Annotated in this window: 20 protein-coding genes and 1 pseudogene; 17 read left to right on the top strand and 4 right to left on the bottom strand. The window is 70.4% G+C overall.

The genetic code is table 11. The features are described from left to right. The first annotated feature begins 106 nt into the window (after nt 1-106). The 8 genes and pseudogenes from P3L51_RS14250 (at nt 107) to P3L51_RS14215 (ending at nt 4,509) form a co-directional block, all read left to right on the top strand. On the top strand, nt 107-748 hold the full coding sequence (locus P3L51_RS14250; protein ID WP_354605557.1) for a helix-turn-helix domain-containing protein: 642 nt from the start codon (nt 107-109) through the stop codon (nt 746-748). Beyond that, nucleotides 745-1,482 (top strand): SRPBCC family protein, encoded by a 738-nt coding sequence (locus P3L51_RS14245; RefSeq protein WP_354605556.1) that lies wholly within the window; start codon nt 745-747, stop codon nt 1,480-1,482. The genes P3L51_RS14250 and P3L51_RS14245 overlap by 4 nt, the downstream gene beginning before the upstream one ends. A gap of 126 nt (nt 1,483-1,608) precedes the next feature. Beyond that, the gene (locus tag P3L51_RS14240) at nt 1,609-2,181 is read left to right on the top strand and encodes a dihydrofolate reductase family protein (protein ID WP_354605555.1); all 573 of its coding nucleotides are present in this window, start codon (nt 1,609-1,611) and stop codon (nt 2,179-2,181) included. Nucleotides 2,182-2,308: 127 nt separating this feature from the next. Continuing rightward, nucleotides 2,309-2,746 (top strand): nuclear transport factor 2 family protein, encoded by a 438-nt coding sequence (locus tag P3L51_RS14235; RefSeq protein ID WP_354605554.1) that lies wholly within the window; start codon nt 2,309-2,311, stop codon nt 2,744-2,746. A 9-nt stretch (nt 2,747-2,755) separates the two neighbouring features. Beyond that, nucleotides 2,756-2,809 (top strand): annotated as a pseudogene (locus P3L51_RS35990) (hypothetical protein); the annotation flags it as partial. A 189-nt stretch (nt 2,810-2,998) separates the two neighbouring features. Then, complete coding sequence (locus P3L51_RS14225) at nt 2,999-3,571, top strand: hypothetical protein (protein ID WP_354605553.1); 573 nt, start codon at nt 2,999-3,001, stop codon at nt 3,569-3,571. Nucleotides 3,572-3,659: 88 nt separating this feature from the next. After that, on the top strand, nt 3,660-4,151 hold the full coding sequence (locus P3L51_RS14220; protein WP_354605552.1) for a helix-turn-helix domain-containing protein: 492 nt from the start codon (nt 3,660-3,662) through the stop codon (nt 4,149-4,151). Then, nucleotides 4,144-4,509, top strand: coding sequence for a DUF4180 domain-containing protein (locus P3L51_RS14215; protein ID WP_354605551.1), 366 nt, complete (start codon nt 4,144-4,146; stop codon nt 4,507-4,509). The genes P3L51_RS14220 and P3L51_RS14215 overlap by 8 nt, the downstream gene beginning before the upstream one ends. Nucleotides 4,510-4,567: 58 nt before the next feature. Here the strand turns inward: P3L51_RS14215 and P3L51_RS14210 are convergent, their stop codons facing one another. The 3 genes from P3L51_RS14210 to P3L51_RS14200 are packed head-to-tail and all read right to left on the bottom strand — an operon-like array spanning nt 4,568 to nt 5,655. After that, nucleotides 4,568-4,999: an SHOCT-like domain-containing protein gene (locus P3L51_RS14210; protein ID WP_354605550.1), complete on the bottom strand. Its 432-nt coding sequence runs from the start codon at nt 4,997-4,999 to the stop codon at nt 4,568-4,570. A 36-nt stretch (nt 5,000-5,035) separates the two neighbouring features. Beyond that, on the bottom strand, nt 5,036-5,296 hold the full coding sequence (locus P3L51_RS14205; RefSeq protein ID WP_354605549.1) for a hypothetical protein: 261 nt from the start codon (nt 5,294-5,296) through the stop codon (nt 5,036-5,038). Continuing rightward, nucleotides 5,293-5,655 carry a DUF2089 domain-containing protein gene (locus tag P3L51_RS14200; RefSeq protein ID WP_354605548.1) on the bottom strand — a complete coding sequence of 121 codons (363 nt, stop codon included), beginning with the start codon at nt 5,653-5,655 and terminating at the stop codon, nt 5,293-5,295. Before P3L51_RS14200 ends, P3L51_RS14205 begins: the two co-directional genes overlap by 4 nt. A gap of 197 nt (nt 5,656-5,852) precedes the next feature. Here P3L51_RS14200 and P3L51_RS14195 point away from each other — a divergent pair, with 197 nt between their 5' ends. Both P3L51_RS14195 and P3L51_RS14190 read left to right on the top strand, forming a co-directional pair. Then, nucleotides 5,853-6,407, top strand: a complete 555-nt coding sequence (locus P3L51_RS14195; protein WP_354605547.1) for a hypothetical protein — start codon at nt 5,853-5,855, stop codon at nt 6,405-6,407. 82 nt (nt 6,408-6,489) lie between these two features. Further along, nucleotides 6,490-7,347, top strand: coding sequence for a DUF4097 family beta strand repeat-containing protein (locus P3L51_RS14190; RefSeq protein WP_354605546.1), 858 nt, complete (start codon nt 6,490-6,492; stop codon nt 7,345-7,347). Between the two features lie 137 nt (nt 7,348-7,484). Here the strand turns inward: P3L51_RS14190 and P3L51_RS14185 are convergent, their stop codons facing one another. After that, nucleotides 7,485-9,305 carry a bifunctional metallophosphatase/5'-nucleotidase gene (locus P3L51_RS14185; RefSeq protein ID WP_354605545.1) on the bottom strand — a complete coding sequence of 607 codons (1,821 nt, stop codon included), beginning with the start codon at nt 9,303-9,305 and terminating at the stop codon, nt 7,485-7,487. 231 nt (nt 9,306-9,536) lie between these two features. Between P3L51_RS14185 and mshD the strand changes: the two genes are divergently transcribed. The 7 genes from mshD to P3L51_RS14150 all read left to right on the top strand — a co-directional run bounded on the left by mshD (nt 9,537) and on the right by P3L51_RS14150 (nt 16,813). Beyond that, a complete protein-coding gene (gene mshD / locus P3L51_RS14180) occupies nt 9,537-10,457 on the top strand; it encodes a mycothiol synthase (protein ID WP_354605544.1) in 921 nt (306 codons plus the stop codon). Between the two features lie 97 nt (nt 10,458-10,554). Next, entirely contained in the window at nt 10,555-10,983 is a 429-nt protein-coding gene (locus tag P3L51_RS14175) for a GntR family transcriptional regulator (RefSeq protein ID WP_354605543.1), read from the top strand. Next, nucleotides 10,980-11,888: an ABC transporter ATP-binding protein gene (locus P3L51_RS14170; RefSeq protein ID WP_354605542.1), complete on the top strand. Its 909-nt coding sequence runs from the start codon at nt 10,980-10,982 to the stop codon at nt 11,886-11,888. Before P3L51_RS14175 ends, P3L51_RS14170 begins: the two co-directional genes overlap by 4 nt. Next, nucleotides 11,885-12,841, top strand: a complete 957-nt coding sequence (locus P3L51_RS14165) for an ABC-2 membrane transporter-related protein (RefSeq protein WP_354605541.1) — start codon at nt 11,885-11,887, stop codon at nt 12,839-12,841. Before P3L51_RS14170 ends, P3L51_RS14165 begins: the two co-directional genes overlap by 4 nt. Nucleotides 12,842-13,069: 228 nt before the next feature. Continuing rightward, the gene (locus tag P3L51_RS14160; protein ID WP_354605540.1) at nt 13,070-15,295 is read left to right on the top strand and encodes an RNA degradosome polyphosphate kinase; all 2,226 of its coding nucleotides are present in this window, start codon (nt 13,070-13,072) and stop codon (nt 15,293-15,295) included. Further along, the gene (locus P3L51_RS14155) at nt 15,282-16,367 is read left to right on the top strand and encodes a CHAD domain-containing protein (protein ID WP_435594444.1); all 1,086 of its coding nucleotides are present in this window, start codon (nt 15,282-15,284) and stop codon (nt 16,365-16,367) included. Before P3L51_RS14160 ends, P3L51_RS14155 begins: the two co-directional genes overlap by 14 nt. Next, entirely contained in the window at nt 16,364-16,813 is a 450-nt protein-coding gene (locus P3L51_RS14150; RefSeq protein ID WP_354605539.1) for an NUDIX hydrolase, read from the top strand. The genes P3L51_RS14155 and P3L51_RS14150 overlap by 4 nt, the downstream gene beginning before the upstream one ends. Nucleotides 16,814-16,934 lie beyond the last annotated feature (121 nt).

Below are 16,934 nucleotides of genomic sequence, written 5' to 3'. Positions count from 1 at the left end.
CGGCGTGATCGCCGCCGGTATCGCGAGCGACCACGTGTGATCGGGAACGACGACCGACAGGATTTCCTGTCTTGACAAAATTTCTTGTCGGTCCGATCCTGGAGACGTGCTGGACGTCGCTGTGATCGAAGAACCCGCCGCGGCCGAGTCGTCCCTGGACCCGATACGGTCCCGGATCCTCGCCGCCCTGGCCGAGCCCGGCTCGGCCGCCATGCTGGCCGTCCGCCTGGGGTTGCCCAGGCAGAAGGCCAACTACCACCTGAAGGAGTTGGAACGCCACGGACTGGTCGAGCTCGCCGAGGAGCGGCGCAAGGGCAACGTCACCGAGCGGGTGTACCGCGCCACCGCCGCCTCCTACGTGATCTCCCCCAGCGCGCTGTCCGCCGTCAGTCCGGATCCCTCACGCTCTCCCGACCAGCTCTCCGCCCGATGGTTGCTCGCTCTGGGGGCCCGGCTGGTGCAGGAGGTCGGGACGCTGCTGGGCGGCGCCGCGCGGGCCCGGCAGCGGGTGGCGTCCTTCGGCATCGACGCCGAGGTGCGCTTCGCCTCCGCGGCGGACCGGCTGGAGTTCGCCGACGAACTGGCGCAGACGGTGGCAGCGCTCGTCGGCCGCTACCACGACGAGTCCGCACCGGGCGGCCGGAGTCACCGGGTGGTCGTGGGGCTCCACCAGATCCCCGCGTCCCCGCCGGAAGCCGGGGGAACACACCAACACGCACCCGAAGCAGGACAGGAAGACCAACGATGACGCACCCGTTCGAGATCGAACTGGAGACGACCCTCCCGGCGAGCCCGGAAGAGGTCTGGGAGGCCATCGCGACAGGCCCGGGGATCGACTCCTGGTTCATGGGCCACAACGAAGTGGAGCCGCGCGAGGGCGGCGTCGCCTCCATGGACACCGCCGGCCACCGCGAGGAAGCGGTCATCACCGCTCATGAGCCCGGCAAGCGCTTCGCGACCCGTACGCCGCCCGGCGAGGACGGCCGGTTCATGGCCTTCGAGTACCTGATCGAGGGAAGGGATCGCGGCAGCACCGTGCTCCGCGTCGTCCACAGCGGGCTGCTCGGGGACGACTGGCAGGACGAGTACGACGCCCTGCGCCGCGGCTGGCCCTTCCACCTCCACACGCTCCGCGAGTATCTGTCCCACTTCCCCGGACGCGTCGGGGTGCCCGTCTTCGCCATGGCGCCCTCGCACGGGAAGCCGCAGCGGGAGGTACGGGAAGCCCTCGTCCGCGGGCTGTCACTGCCCGTCCCGGTCACCGTGGGCGCCCGGGCCCACGCCGAGCCGGCCGGCCTGGCGCCGCTGGACGGCGAAGTGGTCTGGGTGGACGACGAGCGCATCGGACTGCGTACGGCCCACGGGCTCTACACCTTCCACCACGGGTCCGGCGTGGCGCTGCTGTTCCACCACCTGTTCGGGCCGGAGACGGACGGGGCCGAGTCCGCCTGGCAGGGGTGGCTGAACGACCTCCTCGCCTGACCGCGCGGGTACGCCCGCCGACAAACGCACGACACCGCGACTTCACGACGCCGCGACGCCGCGACTTCACGACTTCACGACGACCGCAAGCAGTCGAAGACCGACACCGGAAAGCAAGGAAATCTCATGCGTACCCTGATCAGCACCGCCTTCATCTCGCTCGACGGCGTCGTGGAGGCCCCGGGCGGCGAGCCCGGCTACCGCAACTCCGGATGGACCTTCAAGGACGTCGAATTCCTCCCCGAGGCGTTCGACATCAAGGGCCGGGAGCAGGAGCAGTCCGCCGCGATCCTGATGGGCCGGGTCAGCTACGAGGCGTTCAGCCCCGTCTGGCCGGACATGGAGGAATTCGCCCACTACAAGAGCGTGCCGAAGTACGTCGTCTCCACCACCCTCACCGAGGACAGGCTCGTCTCGAACTGGGGCGAGACGACGATCCTGGGATCGCTCGACGACGTCGCGAAACTGAAGGAGACCGAGGGCGGCCCGATCATCGTCCATGGCAGCGCCTCCCTGAACCGCGGCCTCTCGGACGCGGGCCTGATCGACCGCTATCACCTGCTCGTCTTTCCGCTGCTGCTCGGCGCGGGCAAGCGGCTGTTCAGCGGCACCGACAAGGACACGCAGAAGCTGAAGCTGGTCGAGCACGCCGCGTACGACAACGGCCTCCAGCTGAACGTGTTCGACGTCGTGCGCTGAGGTCGACGTCCGCGCGGACCCTCCTCGATCAATTCGATTAATCAAGTTTGACTAGCCAGCGCTACGAGCATACGCTTCGAGCCAGCGATCTGGTCAAGCTTGACCAATGAAGCACGGGAGACAGCGCATGCCCCTTCTGCCCGACACCGGTTACACCCCCACCCCTGACGAACTCGCCTCCGTGGCGGCCTGGTTCGCCGCGTACGACGCCCACAGCGCCAAGCGGGACATCGCACGGATGGCGGACGTCGCCGTCTTTCCGCTCAATCTCGTCAGCGACAACGCGGCCGGCGACGGGGCCTCGGCCCAGTGGGACCGGGAGCAGTTCATCGCGACGATGACCCATGTGATGGGCGACAGCGGGGACGGGGACCTCACGTTCGACTCCGTCCGTACGCCCGTCTTCCTCACCTCCGCGATGGTCGTCGTCTTCACCGACTCCACGATGACGACGACCGGGGGCGAGACCCAGCAACTGCGCTACGCCGACGTGCTGATCAAGCGGAACGGCGAGTGGGCGTTCCAGACGATGATCCAGGGCGGCTGGGGCGACAACCTCGGCTGAGCAGCGGGGATCCGGCCCTTCGCCCGGACCTGGGCCCACGAACTCAAGGGCCGTGGCGTCCGGGCGAACGCGATCTCCCCGGGCACCATCGACACCCCGGACTCGACGCCTGGGCCGGATCGGGCGCGCCGCCGAGGGTCCGGACGGCCGTCCGGGCGGGGCCCGAGGTCGGCGCCGACCGGGCCGTACGGCGGCGTTGTCACACCCCGGCGATACCGTCGGACGGTCCGGTCCCTTCGCCGTGGAGTTCCCATGAGTGACGCGTACTCACCCATCCCCGAGCTGAACCTGCTCAAGGAGTTTCACGACCGGCAGCCGTGCCTCTCCGACGGCTTCGAGATGTACGAGTACGGGCAGCCGGACGACGCGCTCATCCACTGGCTGGACATGGCCGGTTCGCGGGACCCGGAGCTGCCGGGCCGCCTCGCGCGGCTCGTTCCCTTCGCCCAGGCCACCGGCTCCGGTTCGTTCTACGCGCTGTGGCGGTGCGACGACCGGGCCGATCTCGCCACCCTGCCCGTCATCCGCTTCGGCGACGAGGGCGACCTCGATGTGGTCGCGTCCGGGCTGCGGGACCTGTTCCGGCTGCTCGCGGTGGACGACGAGTGCTACTCGCCCGACGGCGGGGAGGGCGAGGTGGGACGCGGCGACGACCACGCCGCCTACCTGATCTGGCTGCGGCACGAATTCGGGCTCACTCGGCCCGCGGACCCGCGGGCGATCATCGACGCGGCGACGGAGGAGTACGGAGACCGATTCGCCGACTGGCTGCGGCAGTTCGCGGCGCCCGAGATAGCCGACGAGGTCCGGCGCCCGTTCTCGTAACAGACCACCCTCTACCGGCCTGGTCGCATCACTCCTTATTTTCCTCATGGAACGAAGGATAGGGAAGCTTGAGGTAATATTCGTATGCATGGAGAGCAGTGAGCGCGACCTGTACTCGGTCGGCGAGGTCGCCGAGCGGCTGGGGCTGCATGTGCGGACCGTCCGAAACTACGTACGCGACGGGCGGCTGAAGGCTGTCCGGATCGGCAAGCAGTACCGCATCAGCCGGGCGGACTTCGAGGCCCTGACCAGCCTCCCGGAGACCGGGGAACCCGCGGCGGCGGCCGATATTCCGCGCGTGCGGCACGTCGAGGTGTCGAGCATCGTGCAGATCGAGTCGGTCGGCCCCGAATCGGCGAGCCGGCTCAGCACTCTCATCACGGCGAGCGCGCAGTCCGTACGGGACACGGCGGACTCCCTGCGTATCCAGGTGGTCCACGACAGGGAACGGGCCCGCATGAAGATCGTGATCCTCGGCGGCGCCGCCGACACCGCCGCTCTGCTGAACCTGATCGACGGCGTACTCGGGCCGGGCAACGACCTGCTGCCCACCGAAGGATGGGAGACGGACCGTGCCTGATCTGCTCGTGGAGCACCATGGCGTACAAGTGCTCGTGTGCGACGCCGACGGCGCGTCGATCGGCAGCGTCCAGGACGCGCTCGACCATCTTGTCGGCGCGGCCTTCGAGGGCGCGGAGCTGGTCGCGGTCCCGGCCGGGCGGTTCGACGACAGCTTCTACGACCTCAGCAGCGGCCTGGCCGGCGCGATTCTCCAGAAGTTCGCCAACTACCGGCTCCGGCTGGCCGTGGTCGGGGACATCTCGCACCATCTGCTGGCCAGCGCGGCCCTGCCCGATCTCGTACGAGAGGTGAACCGAGGCCGGGACATCTGGTTCGTCTCCGACCTCGACGAACTCGCGGCGCGGCTCGGCGGCTAGAGGCTGTCCCGTAGGGCGTGTCCGCGGGGTCCCGCCTCGCTCGCACGCCGAGGCCGTGTTATTCGCAGAACACCAGCACCTTGGCACCGGGGTCGTCGACGTCGACGACGACCTCGTCGAGCTGATCGATGAACTCCTCGATCTGCTGCGGCTTCAGCTCGGTGAGATCGATCGGCACGCCCGACTTGGTCAGCGCCGCGTTGACCCGGGTGAGCGCCTGCGGAGGCATGAGGCTCGCGAGCCGGACCCCCGCGCGCAGCAGTTGCAGCGGGATCTGGAGGTTGATCCGGCTCGGCCCGTCGCCACCGCCGTCGTCCTCCGAACTCACCAGCACGCGCAGGTACTTGGGCCGGGATTTCGAGTGGGGCGCCGCCCCGGGCGGCGACTCGGGCCTGTCCCGTTCGAGGGCGGCGATCAGCCGCTCGGCCTCGTCCGCGGTGATCTTGCCCTCGGCCAGCATCTGCAAGACCTGGCGGCGTTGCTCGTTCATGGTTGTTCTCCCTCTCCGACCCATCGGCTCATCGGCTCATCTGACGCTTATCAGCAGGGCAGTTCGGCCCTGTTCGATCTCGAACCGGGTGCCGGGCAGCGCCCACAGCAGTCGCCCGGTGCCACGCAGCGCGCCCACCGGACTCACCCGGGTGGCGAGGCATGCGACCAGTCCGGCCGCCACGGCGAGCGGCAGCAGCGGTGACAGCACCAGCAGCACCGGCAGGACGGGGACGTACAGCCGCAGCCGGCGGCCGTCGGAACGGCGGCCTCGCACCGTCACCAGGTGCGGCATCATCGGGGCTTCTCCAGCTCGGCCAGCGCCTCCTCGACGCTGATCTCCCCCTGCCGCAGGCGGTCGACGACATCGGCGCCGGTGGGCGCCGGGTCGGTGTCGACGAATTCGAGGCGTTCGGCGATCCGGTTCAGCCGGGACTTGATCGTCGGGTAGCTCACCCCGAAGATCCGCTCCATCTCCTTGATCGAACCGTGCGACCGTACGAACGCGGTGACGAACACCTGGTCGTCCACCCCGAGCTGAGCCAGCTGCGGCGTCTCGAACTGCCCCTCCACCGCGATGCCGCTGCCCACGAGGCGGACCCGCTCGACCACGAACGGCTGCCCTTGGGTCAGGTCCGTCAGCTCCTGCCAGTCCACGCGGGACTCCCTTACTCTCAGCAACCTGCCCGTCATTCATTTGTATATTGAGTTTCTTGAACAGTCAACGCACAAAGCTTGAGTTTTCTTATCAGACCTTCAAGAAACCGAACCGCCCCGCATCCCGGCGCGCCGTGGCGCCACCACCCCCCCACAAAGGGTTGCGCATGGCGCCACAATGGTGCCACTATGACGTCATGGACCTCACGCCGTATGTCGACAACCTCCGCCGCGAACTCGCGGTGGCCGCCGAAGCGGGCGGCGACGAAGCCCGCGCGCTGGCCGAGCGGCTCACCGCTCCCCTGGAGTCGGCGACCCGCCTGACGATGCTCAACGTGCTCTCCGCCGCGATGGACGAGATCACCCGTGAACTCGCCCCCGGCTCGGTCGACGTACGACTGCGCGGGCTCGACCCGGACTTCGTCGTGACACGGCCGGCGCGCGAGGAGGCGCACGAGGCATACGAGACGTACGACAGGAGCGGGCCCGCCGAGCCGCTCAGGGCCCCGGCCCCCGCACCCGCCGACGGCGACGACGGCGGCGGCGGCACCGCCCGCGTCAATCTGCGCCTGCCCGCCCACCTCAAGACCCGCGCCGAGGAGGCCGCGAGCCGCGAGGGTCTGTCGGTCAACGCGTGGCTGGTACGCGCCGTGTCGGCCGCGGTCGAAGGCGGCGGCGCCCCGTCACGTACAGCGGAGAAGCCGCGGACCACCCGCACCGTCGGACAGAGCTACACGGGCTGGGTGCGCTAGCCCCAGAGAGCCTCACAGAGCCCCACCGACACCACGCCCCACCAGCGGGGACGCCACCAAGACCCAAGAGGACGGGACCGCCATGCCTTCTTTCGACGCTCCTTTCGACACCCCGCAACCCATCACCGCCACCACCCACGTGGAGGCCGGATCCATCCGGTTCATCGCCGCCGCCCGGCTCGACACCCTCGTGCAGGTGCAGCCCCGCGACCCGAAGAAGGAGCAGGACGTCCGGACGGCCGAGCAGACCGAAGTGCGTTACGTGAACGGCCTGTTGACCATCAAGACGCCCAAGCAGCGCTATCTCGTCGGGCGCACCGGCACCGTCGATGTGACAGTCGACCTGCCCACCGGCTCACAGGTGGAGGTGACCGGCGCCTGGGCCCAGGTGCACGGTGAGGGCCGGCTCGGCAGGGTCCGGGTGAAGACCTCGTCGGGCGACGTCCGCCTCGACACCACCGGGCCGCTGGACCTGGTCGCCTCGCACGGCAGCATCACCGTGGACCACGTCCAGGGGCCCGCCGAGATCACCACCAGCTCCGGCAGCATGCGCGTCGGCACCGTCGACGGCACGGCCGTCCTGAAGAACTCGCACGGCACCACGACCGTCGGCGACGCCCTGGGTGATCTGCGCGTGAGCGGCGCCAACGGCGACATCCTCATCGAGCACGCCGAGGGCTCGGTCACCGCAACCACCGCCCACGGCGCCCTGCGCGTGGACGATGTCGCCCGCGGGACCGTTCAGCTGGAGACCTCCTTCGGCGCCATCGAGATCGGCATCCGCCAGGGCACGGCCGCCTGGCTCGACGCCAGCTCACGCGCCGGACAGGTACACAACACGCTCACCGCCTCCGACAGCCCGGGCAAGTCGGAGGACACGGTCGAGGTCAGGGCCCACACCCGCTACGGCAACATCGACATCCGCCGCGCCCGGTCCTGACCCGCGAGCGCGGCCACATCGACCAGGTTCACCTTCGTCAACCGCTGGGCGGGGACGACGAAGGGCGGCGGGACGTGAATTCCGTCCCGCCGCCCAACCGCCCCGACCGCGCTCGTACGCCGCGGCCGTACCGGTGACTACTTGATGATCGTGATCCGGTCCGTCGCCGGCGGCGCCAGCGGCGCGGTGGCCGTGGAGTTCGCCGCGAGGTAGGCGTTGAACAGGTCCAGGTCGGACGCGGCGACCAGCTTGTTCGTGCCCTGGCCCAGCGCCGCGAAGCCGTCGCCGCCACCGCCGAGGAACTCGTTCATCGCGACGCGGTACGTCTTCGCCGGGTCCAGCGCCGCACCGTTGAGCTTCACCGAGTCCGTGACGATCCGGGCGGCGCCCGTCTTGGTCATGTCCAGGGTGTAGGTGAAGCCCTTCGAGACCTGGAGGATCTTGTTGGACGCCTCGTTGGAACCGCTGACCTGCTGCTGGAGCGCGGTGATGAGCTGCGCGCCGGTGAGGTCGACCACGTTCATCATGTTGGTGAACGGCTGCACGGTGAACGCCTCGCCGTACGTCACCACACCGTCGCCCTCAAGGCCGGACGCCTTGTAGACGAGGTCGGAGCGGATACCGCCCGGGTTCATGAACGCCACCTGCGCGCCGCCCTTGTCGGCCGGGGACAGGCCCGCGAGCTGCGCGTCGGCGATCACGTTGCCGAGCGGCTTCTCCGGCGCGGTGGAGCCGCGGCCGTTGATGTCGGCGGAGATGAAGCCCTGCGGGGCGCCCGCGATCGGCGCGGCGGTCTTGTTCCAGCGCGCGATCAGGTCGGTCATGTCCTGGGCCTTGGCCTGGTTACGGCTGACCACGTGGTTGGCCGACTTCACCTTCGTACGGACGATGTCGTTGGTCCGCAGGTCGTAGGTGAGCGTGGTGTCCGTGTAGACCTTGCCGAACGACGACGCCGAGGTCACCATGCGGTCGTTGCCGTCCGGGTCGGGGACGGTGCACGCGTACGCCTGGTGCGTGTGGCCCGTCACCAGCGCGTCGACCTTGGGCGTGATGCCCTTCGCGATGTCGACGACCGGACCCGAGATGCCGTCACCGGGGCCGGGGCTGTCGCAGTCGTAGTTGTACGAGTCGGAGGCCGGGGCCCCGCCCTCGTGGATGAGCGCGACGATCGACTTGACGCCCTGGCGGTCCAGTTCCTTGGCGTACTTGTTGACGGTCTCGATCTCGTCGTGGAACTTCAGGCCCTTGACGCCCTCGGCGGTGACGATGTTCGGGGTGCCCTCCAGGGTCACGCCGATGAAGCCGACCTTGACGCCGTTCTTCTTCCAGACGGTGTACGGCTTGAGGACCGGCTTGCCGGACTTCTCGTACGTGGCGTTGGCCGCCAGGTAGGGGAAGTCGGCGCCCTTGAACTTCTTGCCCTTCTCGAAGCAGCCCGCCGTCGGGTGACAACCACCCTTCTGGAGACGGGTCAGCTCGGCGGAACCCTCGTCGAACTCGTGGTTGCCCACGGCCGAGACGTCGAGGTCGATCTTGTTGAGCGCCTCGATGGTGGGCTCGTCGTGGAACAGGCCGGACAGCAGCGGGCTCGCGCCCACCATGTCGCCGGCCGCCGCGGTGATGGAGTACGGGTTGCCCTGGCGCGCGGTGCGCAGCGAGCTGGCCAGGTACTCGACACCACCGGCGGCCACGGGCTTGACCGTGCCGTCGGCCTGGATCTCGTTCACGTTGCCCGAGGACCCGGCCGGAGGCTCCAGGTTCCCGTGCAGGTCGTTGAAGGACAGCAGCTGAACGTCCACGGTGCGGGGCTTGGGGTGCCCGTGTCCGTGGCCGTCGCCGCGGCCGGGCGTCCCGGCGGCGGCAGGTGCGGCGGCGGCGAGTGCGCCGAGTGTGGCCAGTCCGGCTACGGCGGCGAGCACCCGCCGGGCCGCGCGGTTTTTCTGCGGTGTCGCTGACATCGAACCCCTTGTTGCTTCCGCTTGTAAGTTCCGTGTGAGGGAGAACAGCTGCGAGCGGCAGCCTAGAGTCCACGCGCGTAGAGCAACAGGGGGGTTCTGGTTACGACCTGGTTGCCAATGCCCGTCGAGCAGTGGTCCCGGGTGAGCGGATACGAACGAGTACGAACCGGTACGAGCGCGTACATGGGCACGTACCCGGGGGAACGCGCGGGTGCGCCGTACCCTCGACGCATGACTGAAACCGCAGCCGTCGATCCGGGCCGGCAGATCGAGACCCTCGACGAGATCACCCCCGAGCAGGCACGGGCCGTCCTCGAACTGCTCGACGCGGCGGCCGGGTCCGACGGGGTGCAGGCCGTCTCCGAGCAGGGGCGGTTGCAGTTGCGTGGGGAGCCGAGGGCCGGGGTGCGGCATTTCCTGTTGACCGTCGGCGGGGAGCTGACGGGGTACGCCCAGCTGGAGGACACCGACCCCGTCGAGGCGCCGGCCGCCGAGTTGGTCGTGCATCCGTCACACCGGGGGCGCGGGCACGGGCGGGCGCTCGGGGCCGCGCTGCTGGCCGCGTCCGGGAAGCGGCTGCGGGTGTGGGCGCACGGCGGCAAGTCGGCCGCCCGGCATCTGGCACAGGTGCTCGGGCTGACCATGTTCCGTGAACTGCGCCAGCTGCGGCGGCCGTTGAAGCCCCTGGACATCGCCGAGCCGGTCCTGCCCGACGGTGTCACCGTCCGTACCTTCGTGCCCGGCCAGGACGACGCCGCCTGGCTCGCCGTCAACGCCGCCGCCTTCGCCCACCACCCCGAGCAGGGCGGACTCACACAGCGCGATCTCGACGACCGTGTCGCCGAGCCGTGGTTCGACCCGAAGGGCTTCTTCCTCGCCGAGCGGGACGGCCGGCTCGTGGGCTTCCACTGGACCAAGGAGCACGCCGCCGAACACCTCGGCGAGGTGTACGTCGTCGGCATCAGCCCCGACGCGCAGGGCGGCGGCCTCGGCAAGGCGCTCACCGCCATCGGGCTGCGGCACCTGGCCGCGCGGGGCCTGCCGACCGCGATGCTCTACGTCGACGCCGACAACACGGCCGCCGTGACGGTCTACGAGCGGCTGGGTTTCGCGACGCACGAGGTGGACCTGATGTATCGGACGGAGTCGTAGGGCCGGCGCTCGCCAAGCACCCGAAGGGGCGGTGGAGTTGACACCGCCCCTTCTTCGTCCCATGCTTTCACTACTTCCCTAGTGAAAGGGTGCTTGCGTGATCGAATACCGCATCGACCGGCGCAGCGGTGTCGCCACGTACCTCCAGATCGTCCAGCAGACCAAACAGGCGCTGCGACTCGGCCTGCTGGAGCCCGGCGACAAACTGCCCACCGCCCGCGAGGTCGTGGAGGCCACCGCCATCAATCCCAACACCGTCCTCAAGGCCTACCGCGAACTGGAGCGCGAGGGTCTCGCCGAAGGGCGCCGCGGGCTGGGGACCTTCGTACGCGGCACCCTCGGCGGCGGCGCCGCCGACAGCCCGCTGCGGGCCGAACTCCGTGCCGAGCTCGCCACGTGGGCCGAACGGGCCCGGGACGGGGGGCTGGAGAGGGACGACCTGTCCGCCCTCTTCGACTCCGTCCTCGCCGAACACTTCACGACGCACACCGGCACGAGCGTCACGAACAAGGGGGAACACTCATGACAGCCGCGGCGATCGAGGCCACCGGCCTCGGCAAGCGCTACGGGAAACGGCGCGGCTGGGCCCTGCGCGACTGTTCCTTCCGGGTGCCCGCCGGCCGTATCTGCGCCCTCGTCGGCCCCAACGGCGCCGGCAAGTCCACGCTGCTCGCCCAGGCCGCGGGAGTGCTCCCGGCCACCGAAGGCGGCATCCGTGTCCTCGGCGAGCGCCCGGCCGATGCCCGCGAACGGATCGCGTACGTCGCCCAGGACAAGCCCCTGTACCGGCAGTTCACGATCCGCGACACCCTGCGCATGGGGCACGAACTCAACCCCGGCCGCTGGGACGCCGAAGCCGCCGAGCGGATCGTCGCCGAGGGACGGCTCGACCTCGGCGTACGCGTCCGTACGCTCTCCGGCGGCCAGCGCACCCGCGTCGCGCTCGCCCTCGCGCTCGGCAAGCGGCCCGAACTGATGCTGCTGGACGAGCCGATGGCCGACCTCGATCCACTCGCCCGCCATCAGCTCATGGGCACGCTCATGGCCGAGGCCGCGACACACGGCACCACCGTCGTGATCTCGTCGCACATCCTCACCGAGCTGGAAGGCACCTGCGACTACCTCCTGCTCGTCGACGACGGGCACATCCGCCTCGGCGGCGAGACCGAGGACCTGCTGACCGCGCACCGGCTGGTCACCGGCCCCGTACGCGACCTGGCGCCGCACACGGTCGTGGACTCGCGCACCACGGGACGCCAACTCACCGCGCTGATCCGCCCCGACGGACCGGTCGGCCACGACTGGCGGACCGTGGAACCATCCCTGGAGGAACTGTTGCTCGCCCACCTGCGTTCCCCGGGCGCGCCCCTCCTGCTGACGCCGAGCGCCGAATCGCGGAGCACCGAGCGGCCAGTGGCGGTGACGGCATGAGCAGCCTGACTCCGCGCGGCCCGGCCTGGGTCGCGGTACGACAGCACCGTCCCGCGCTGTGGACGGCGCTGCTCGTCACGGTGCTCACCGTCGGCTGCCTGGTCGCGGCCCGTATCTGGGTCGGCTCGGCAGGGGCCATGGTGAACTGCGGCAAGGGGTGTGCGTACGGCACAACGGCGAGCGGCTGGTTCCGCTGGGCGGAGAACTACGTCGGCGGCGCCGCCGTCCTGCTGCCGCTCGTCGTCGTGGCGTTCACCGCGGGGCCGCTGGTCGCCCGTGAGCTGGAGTCGGGCATGTACCGACTGGCATGGACCCAGTCGGTGTCGCCCGCCCGCTGGCTCACCGTCCGCCTCGCCGGCGCGGCCGTGATCGCCACGGCGGGTGCCGTTCTCCTGGCCGCCACTTTCCGCTGGAGCAGGTCCTACAGCCAGGATGACGAGTCCCTGTCCATGGCCCGGTCCTGGAGCGATCGCGAGGTCTACCCCGCCCTGGGACTGACCGTTGTCGGCTACGTCCTGCTGGCGGTCGCCGTCGGCGCGCTCGCGGCCGTACTCCTGCGCCGTACCCTCCTGGCGATGGCCGCCGGCCTGGCCGCCACGGGGGGAGTCTCGCTGTTCTTCGCCTGGGTGCGGCCCAACCTGTGGCTGGTCCTCAAGACAGAGGGGGGCGCGGACGCGAGCCCCTTCACCGCGTCGTCCGATCCCTGGATCGTACGAGAGGGCGTCGTCCTCGCCGACGGCAGCCGGATGACCTACCAGCAGTGCTGGGACATGGGTTTCTCGAAGTCTCCGTGCGACCCGGGCTCCACCCCCACGGCCGCCACACACTTCTACGAGTACCACCCCGAGTCGCACTTCTGGCCCCTCCAGCTCGTCGAGACCGGCATCGTCCTCGTCCTGGCCGCCGCGTGCGTCTTCGCCGCGTTCAAGGTATTGGGGCGGCGGCACGGCTGAGTCCGGTACACGTACGGGGTCCCGCCCGCCGCGTGGAGGCGGGCGGGACCCCGTACGACCCCGCCCCGCTTCCCCTGCACGTCATGTCGCCGTTACCGGCCATTCAGACGCGCTTGCGACGCTCTCGGAATGCAGCCCGCTGTGCCCCCCACTCCCAACGGCAGGTTCCGCCTCGCCCCCGCCGGCTCCGACGCGCCTGTCGTGCCTTCCGCGCGGAACAATGGAGGTATGAGCCAGCAGCCTGCCGAGACCCCGGTCCACCCGCAGCCGTCCGTCGGGTCCATCGCCGCACACCGGCCGCACACGGTCAGTGCCGCGGTGTCCGATCTGGAGCCCGATCTCGACGCCGATCTCGACTCGTACGAGCAGGACGACCACGCCGAGGGCGACGAGCTGCCCCAGGGCCGCTTCCTCGACCGTGAGCGCAGCTGGCTCGCCTTCAACGAACGCGTACTGGAACTTGCCGAGGACCCGGCCACGCCGCTACTCGAACGGGCGAATTTCCTCGCGATCTTCGCGTCGAACCTGGACGAGTTCTTCATGGTCCGCGTCGCGGGCCTGAAACGCCGGATAGCGACCGGCGTCGCCACCCGTTCGGCCTCAGGGCTCCAGCCCCGCGAAGTGCTCGACCTGATCTGGACCCGGTCGCGGGAGATCATGGCGCGGCACGCCGCCTGCTTCCAGCAGGACATCTCCCCCGCGCTGGCCGACGAGGGCATCCACCTGATCCGCTGGGGCGACCTCACGGAGAAGGAGCAGGCGCGCCTCTTCACCCTGTTCCGGCAGCAGATCTTCCCCGTCCTGACGCCGCTGGCCGTGGACCCGGCGCACCCCTTCCCGTACATCTCGGGGCTCTCCCTCAACCTCGCGGTCGTCGTCCGCAACCCCGTGAGCGGCCACCGCCACTTCGCCCGCGTCAAGGTCCCTCCTCTGCTGACCCGCTTCCTGGAGGCGTCCCCGCAGCGGTACGTGCCGCTGGAGGACGTCATCGCGGCGCACCTGGAGGAGCTGTTCCCCGGGATGGAGGTCCTGGCGCACCACATGTTCCGGGTCACCCGCAACGAGGACCTGGAGGTGGAGGAGGACGACGCGGAGAACCTCCTCAAGGCGCTGGAGAAGGAGCTCATGCGGCGCCGCTTCGGTCCGCCGGTGCGCCTGGAGGTCGAGGAGTCGATCGACCCGTACGTGCTCGACCTGCTGGTACGCGAGTTGAAGGTGTCCGACGCCGAGGTCTATCCGCTGCCGGGGCCGCTGGATCTGACCGGGCTGTTCGGGATAGCCGCACTCGACCGGCCGGAGCTGAAGTTCCCCAAGTTCATCGCGGGCACGCACCGCGACCTCGCGGAGGTGGAGTCGGCGTCGGCGCCGGACATCTTCGCCGCGCTGCGGGAGCGCGACGTACTGCTGCACCACCCGTACGACTCGTTCTCCACCTCCGTCCAGGCGTTCCTGGAGCAGGCGGCGGGCGACCCGGACGTGCTGGCGATCAAGCAGACGCTGTACCGGACGTCCGGCGACTCCCCGATAGTCGACGCGCTGATCGACGCCGCCGAGTCGGGCAAGCAGGTCCTGGTCCTCGTGGAGATCAAGGCCCGCTTCGACGAGCAGGCGAACATCAAGTGGGCGCGCAAGCTCGAAGAGGCCGGCTGCCATGTCGTGTACGGGCTGGTCGGGCTCAAGACCCACTGCAAGCTCTCGCTCGTGGTCCGGCAGGAGGGCGAGACCCTGCGCCGCTACAGCCATGTCGGCACCGGCAACTACCACCCGAAGACGGCACGGCTCTACGAGGACCTGGGCCTGCTCACGGCCGACCCGCATGTCGGGGCGGACCTCTCCGACCTCTTCAACCGGCTGTCGGGCTACTCGCGGCGCGAGACCTACCGCCGGCTGCTGGTCGCGCCCAAGTCGCTGCGCGACGGGCTGATCACGCGGATCAACAAGGAAGCGGCGCACCACCGTTCGGGCCGCCCCGCCTACGTACGCATCAAGGTCAACTCGATGGTCGACGAGGCCGTGATCGACGCGTGCTACCGCGCGGCGCAGGCGGGCGTACCGGTCGACATCTGGGTGCGGGGCATCTGCGCCGTGCGCCCCGGAGTGCACGGCCTGTCGGAGAACATCCGGGTGCGCTCCATCCTCGGCCGCTTCCTCGAACACTCCCGCATCTTCGCCTTCGGCAACGGCGGCGAGCCCGAAGTGTGGTTCGGCAGCGCCGACATGATGCACCGCAACCTCGACCGTCGTATCGAGGCACTGGTACGGGTCACCGACCCGGCGCACCGCGCGGCCATCACCCGGCTTCTGGAGACCGGCATGGCGGACGACACCGCCTCCTGGCATCTGGGCGCCGACGGGAACTGGACCCGGCACTCCGTCGACGCGGACGGGCAGCCGCTCAGGCACGTACAGGAAATGCTCATTGACGCCCGGAGGCGCCGGCGTGCAGCACCATGAAGCAGACACCGCCGGCTCGGTCGGTACGGCTCAGCCCTCCCAGCCCTCCCAGCCCTCCCAGCCCGACGACGCCTTCGAGGCGACCGCGGGCCAGGTCCTCGCCGGGTATCTGAACACCCGGTGCGGGGACTTCCTGCGCAGCCTGCGGCTGTACGGGGAGAGCGGTTCGGACACGGCGGCGGCCGAGGAGGCGGCGTCGGCGCTGCGCTGTTCGGCGCGGCGGATCGCGGGCAGCCTGCACACGTTCCGGGTGCTGCTCGACCCGGTGTGGGCGGACCAGCTCCGTACGGAACTGGGCTGGCTCTCCGGCACACTCGCCCAGGAGTACGCGTGCACGACGCGGCTGCACCGGCTGGTGTCGGCGCTGGCGCGGCTGTCGGGGGCGGGAACGGTGCCGACCGCCCGTAACGGCGAAGGCGGTACGGCGCAGGCCACGGCTCCGGGGGCGCTGACCGTCGGGGCGTCGCGCGCCGGGGCGCTGCTGGAGCGGCAGTTGACCCTCGCGCGTACGCGGTCGCACTCGGCGGCGCTCCAGGCGCTGGGCTCGTCCCGCTTCCACGCGGTGGCCGACGCCGTCGCCGTCCTGGCCTCCGAGGTACCGCTGGCGCCGGTCGCGGGCGCGCCCGCCGCCGAGATCCTGGCCTCGCCGCAGGGCGCGGCCGAACGACGACTGCTCGACGCGGTCTCCGCACTGCCGCTGACGCGCGCCGCCCACCCGTACAACGCGGAGGCCCTGGTCCACGGCCTCTCCACCCCCGCGGACGGCGAGGCCCAGGACGCACCGTGGCACCAGGTGCGGCTGCTGCTCAGACTCCACCGCTACGCCCAGGAGGTCCGGCACGCGGGCGGCGCCCCGGACCCGGTGCTCGCCGATGCGGGCCGCGCGCTGGACCGGCACCGCGACGCGGCCGAGGCGGCCGCCGCCGCGGCGAACGCGGCCCGTACCCCGCGGATCGCCCCGACGACGGCGTACGCGCTCGGGGTGCTGCACGCGGACCAGCGCCACGAGGTGGAGGCGGCGCGCTACGACTTCCAGCAGGTCTGGGGGCGGGGGGCGGTGACCACGCCATGAGCGGGACGGACGGCACCCGCACCCGCACCGTCCTCGCGGCGGGCTGCGTGCTGTGGCGGAAGTCGCCGTACCGGGCGGACGGCACCGAGATCTGCCTGGTCCACCGGCCGAAGTACGACGACTGGTCCCACCCGAAGGGCAAACTCAAGCACGCGGAGGACGCCCTCACGGGAGCGCTGCGCGAGGTCCTGGAGGAAACGGGCCACCACTGCGCCCCGGGCGCCCGCCTCGGCACGGTCAGCTACCTGGCCAACGGCCGCCCCAAGCAGGTCATCTACTGGGCGGCCGAGGCGACGGACGGCGAGTTCGCGGTGAACGACGAGGTGGACCGCATCCTCTGGCTCCCCCCACCCACGGCCCGCGACCGCCTGACCCAGCCCCGCGACCGCCTGCTGATCGACGCACTGCTGAACTCGCTTCCGGCGAGGCGCACGCCGGAAGCCTGAAGCCCGCCCCCCAGGGGCAGTTTCTGACCTCCTTGACGGAGGTCCGCCCCAGCAGCTCGGCACTGGCCGGCAACGACCTCCGGGCCGCCGTCGCATGTCCTGCGCCGGACCACCGGCGAGG

Origin of the sequence: Streptomyces panacea, assembly GCF_040560175.1 — a bacterium.
Taxonomy (GTDB): Bacteria; Actinomycetota; Actinomycetes; order Streptomycetales; family Streptomycetaceae; genus Streptomyces; species Streptomyces panacea.
Note: the sequence above shows the minus strand (reverse complement) of the source record. Positions and strands in the feature narration are given on the sequence as shown.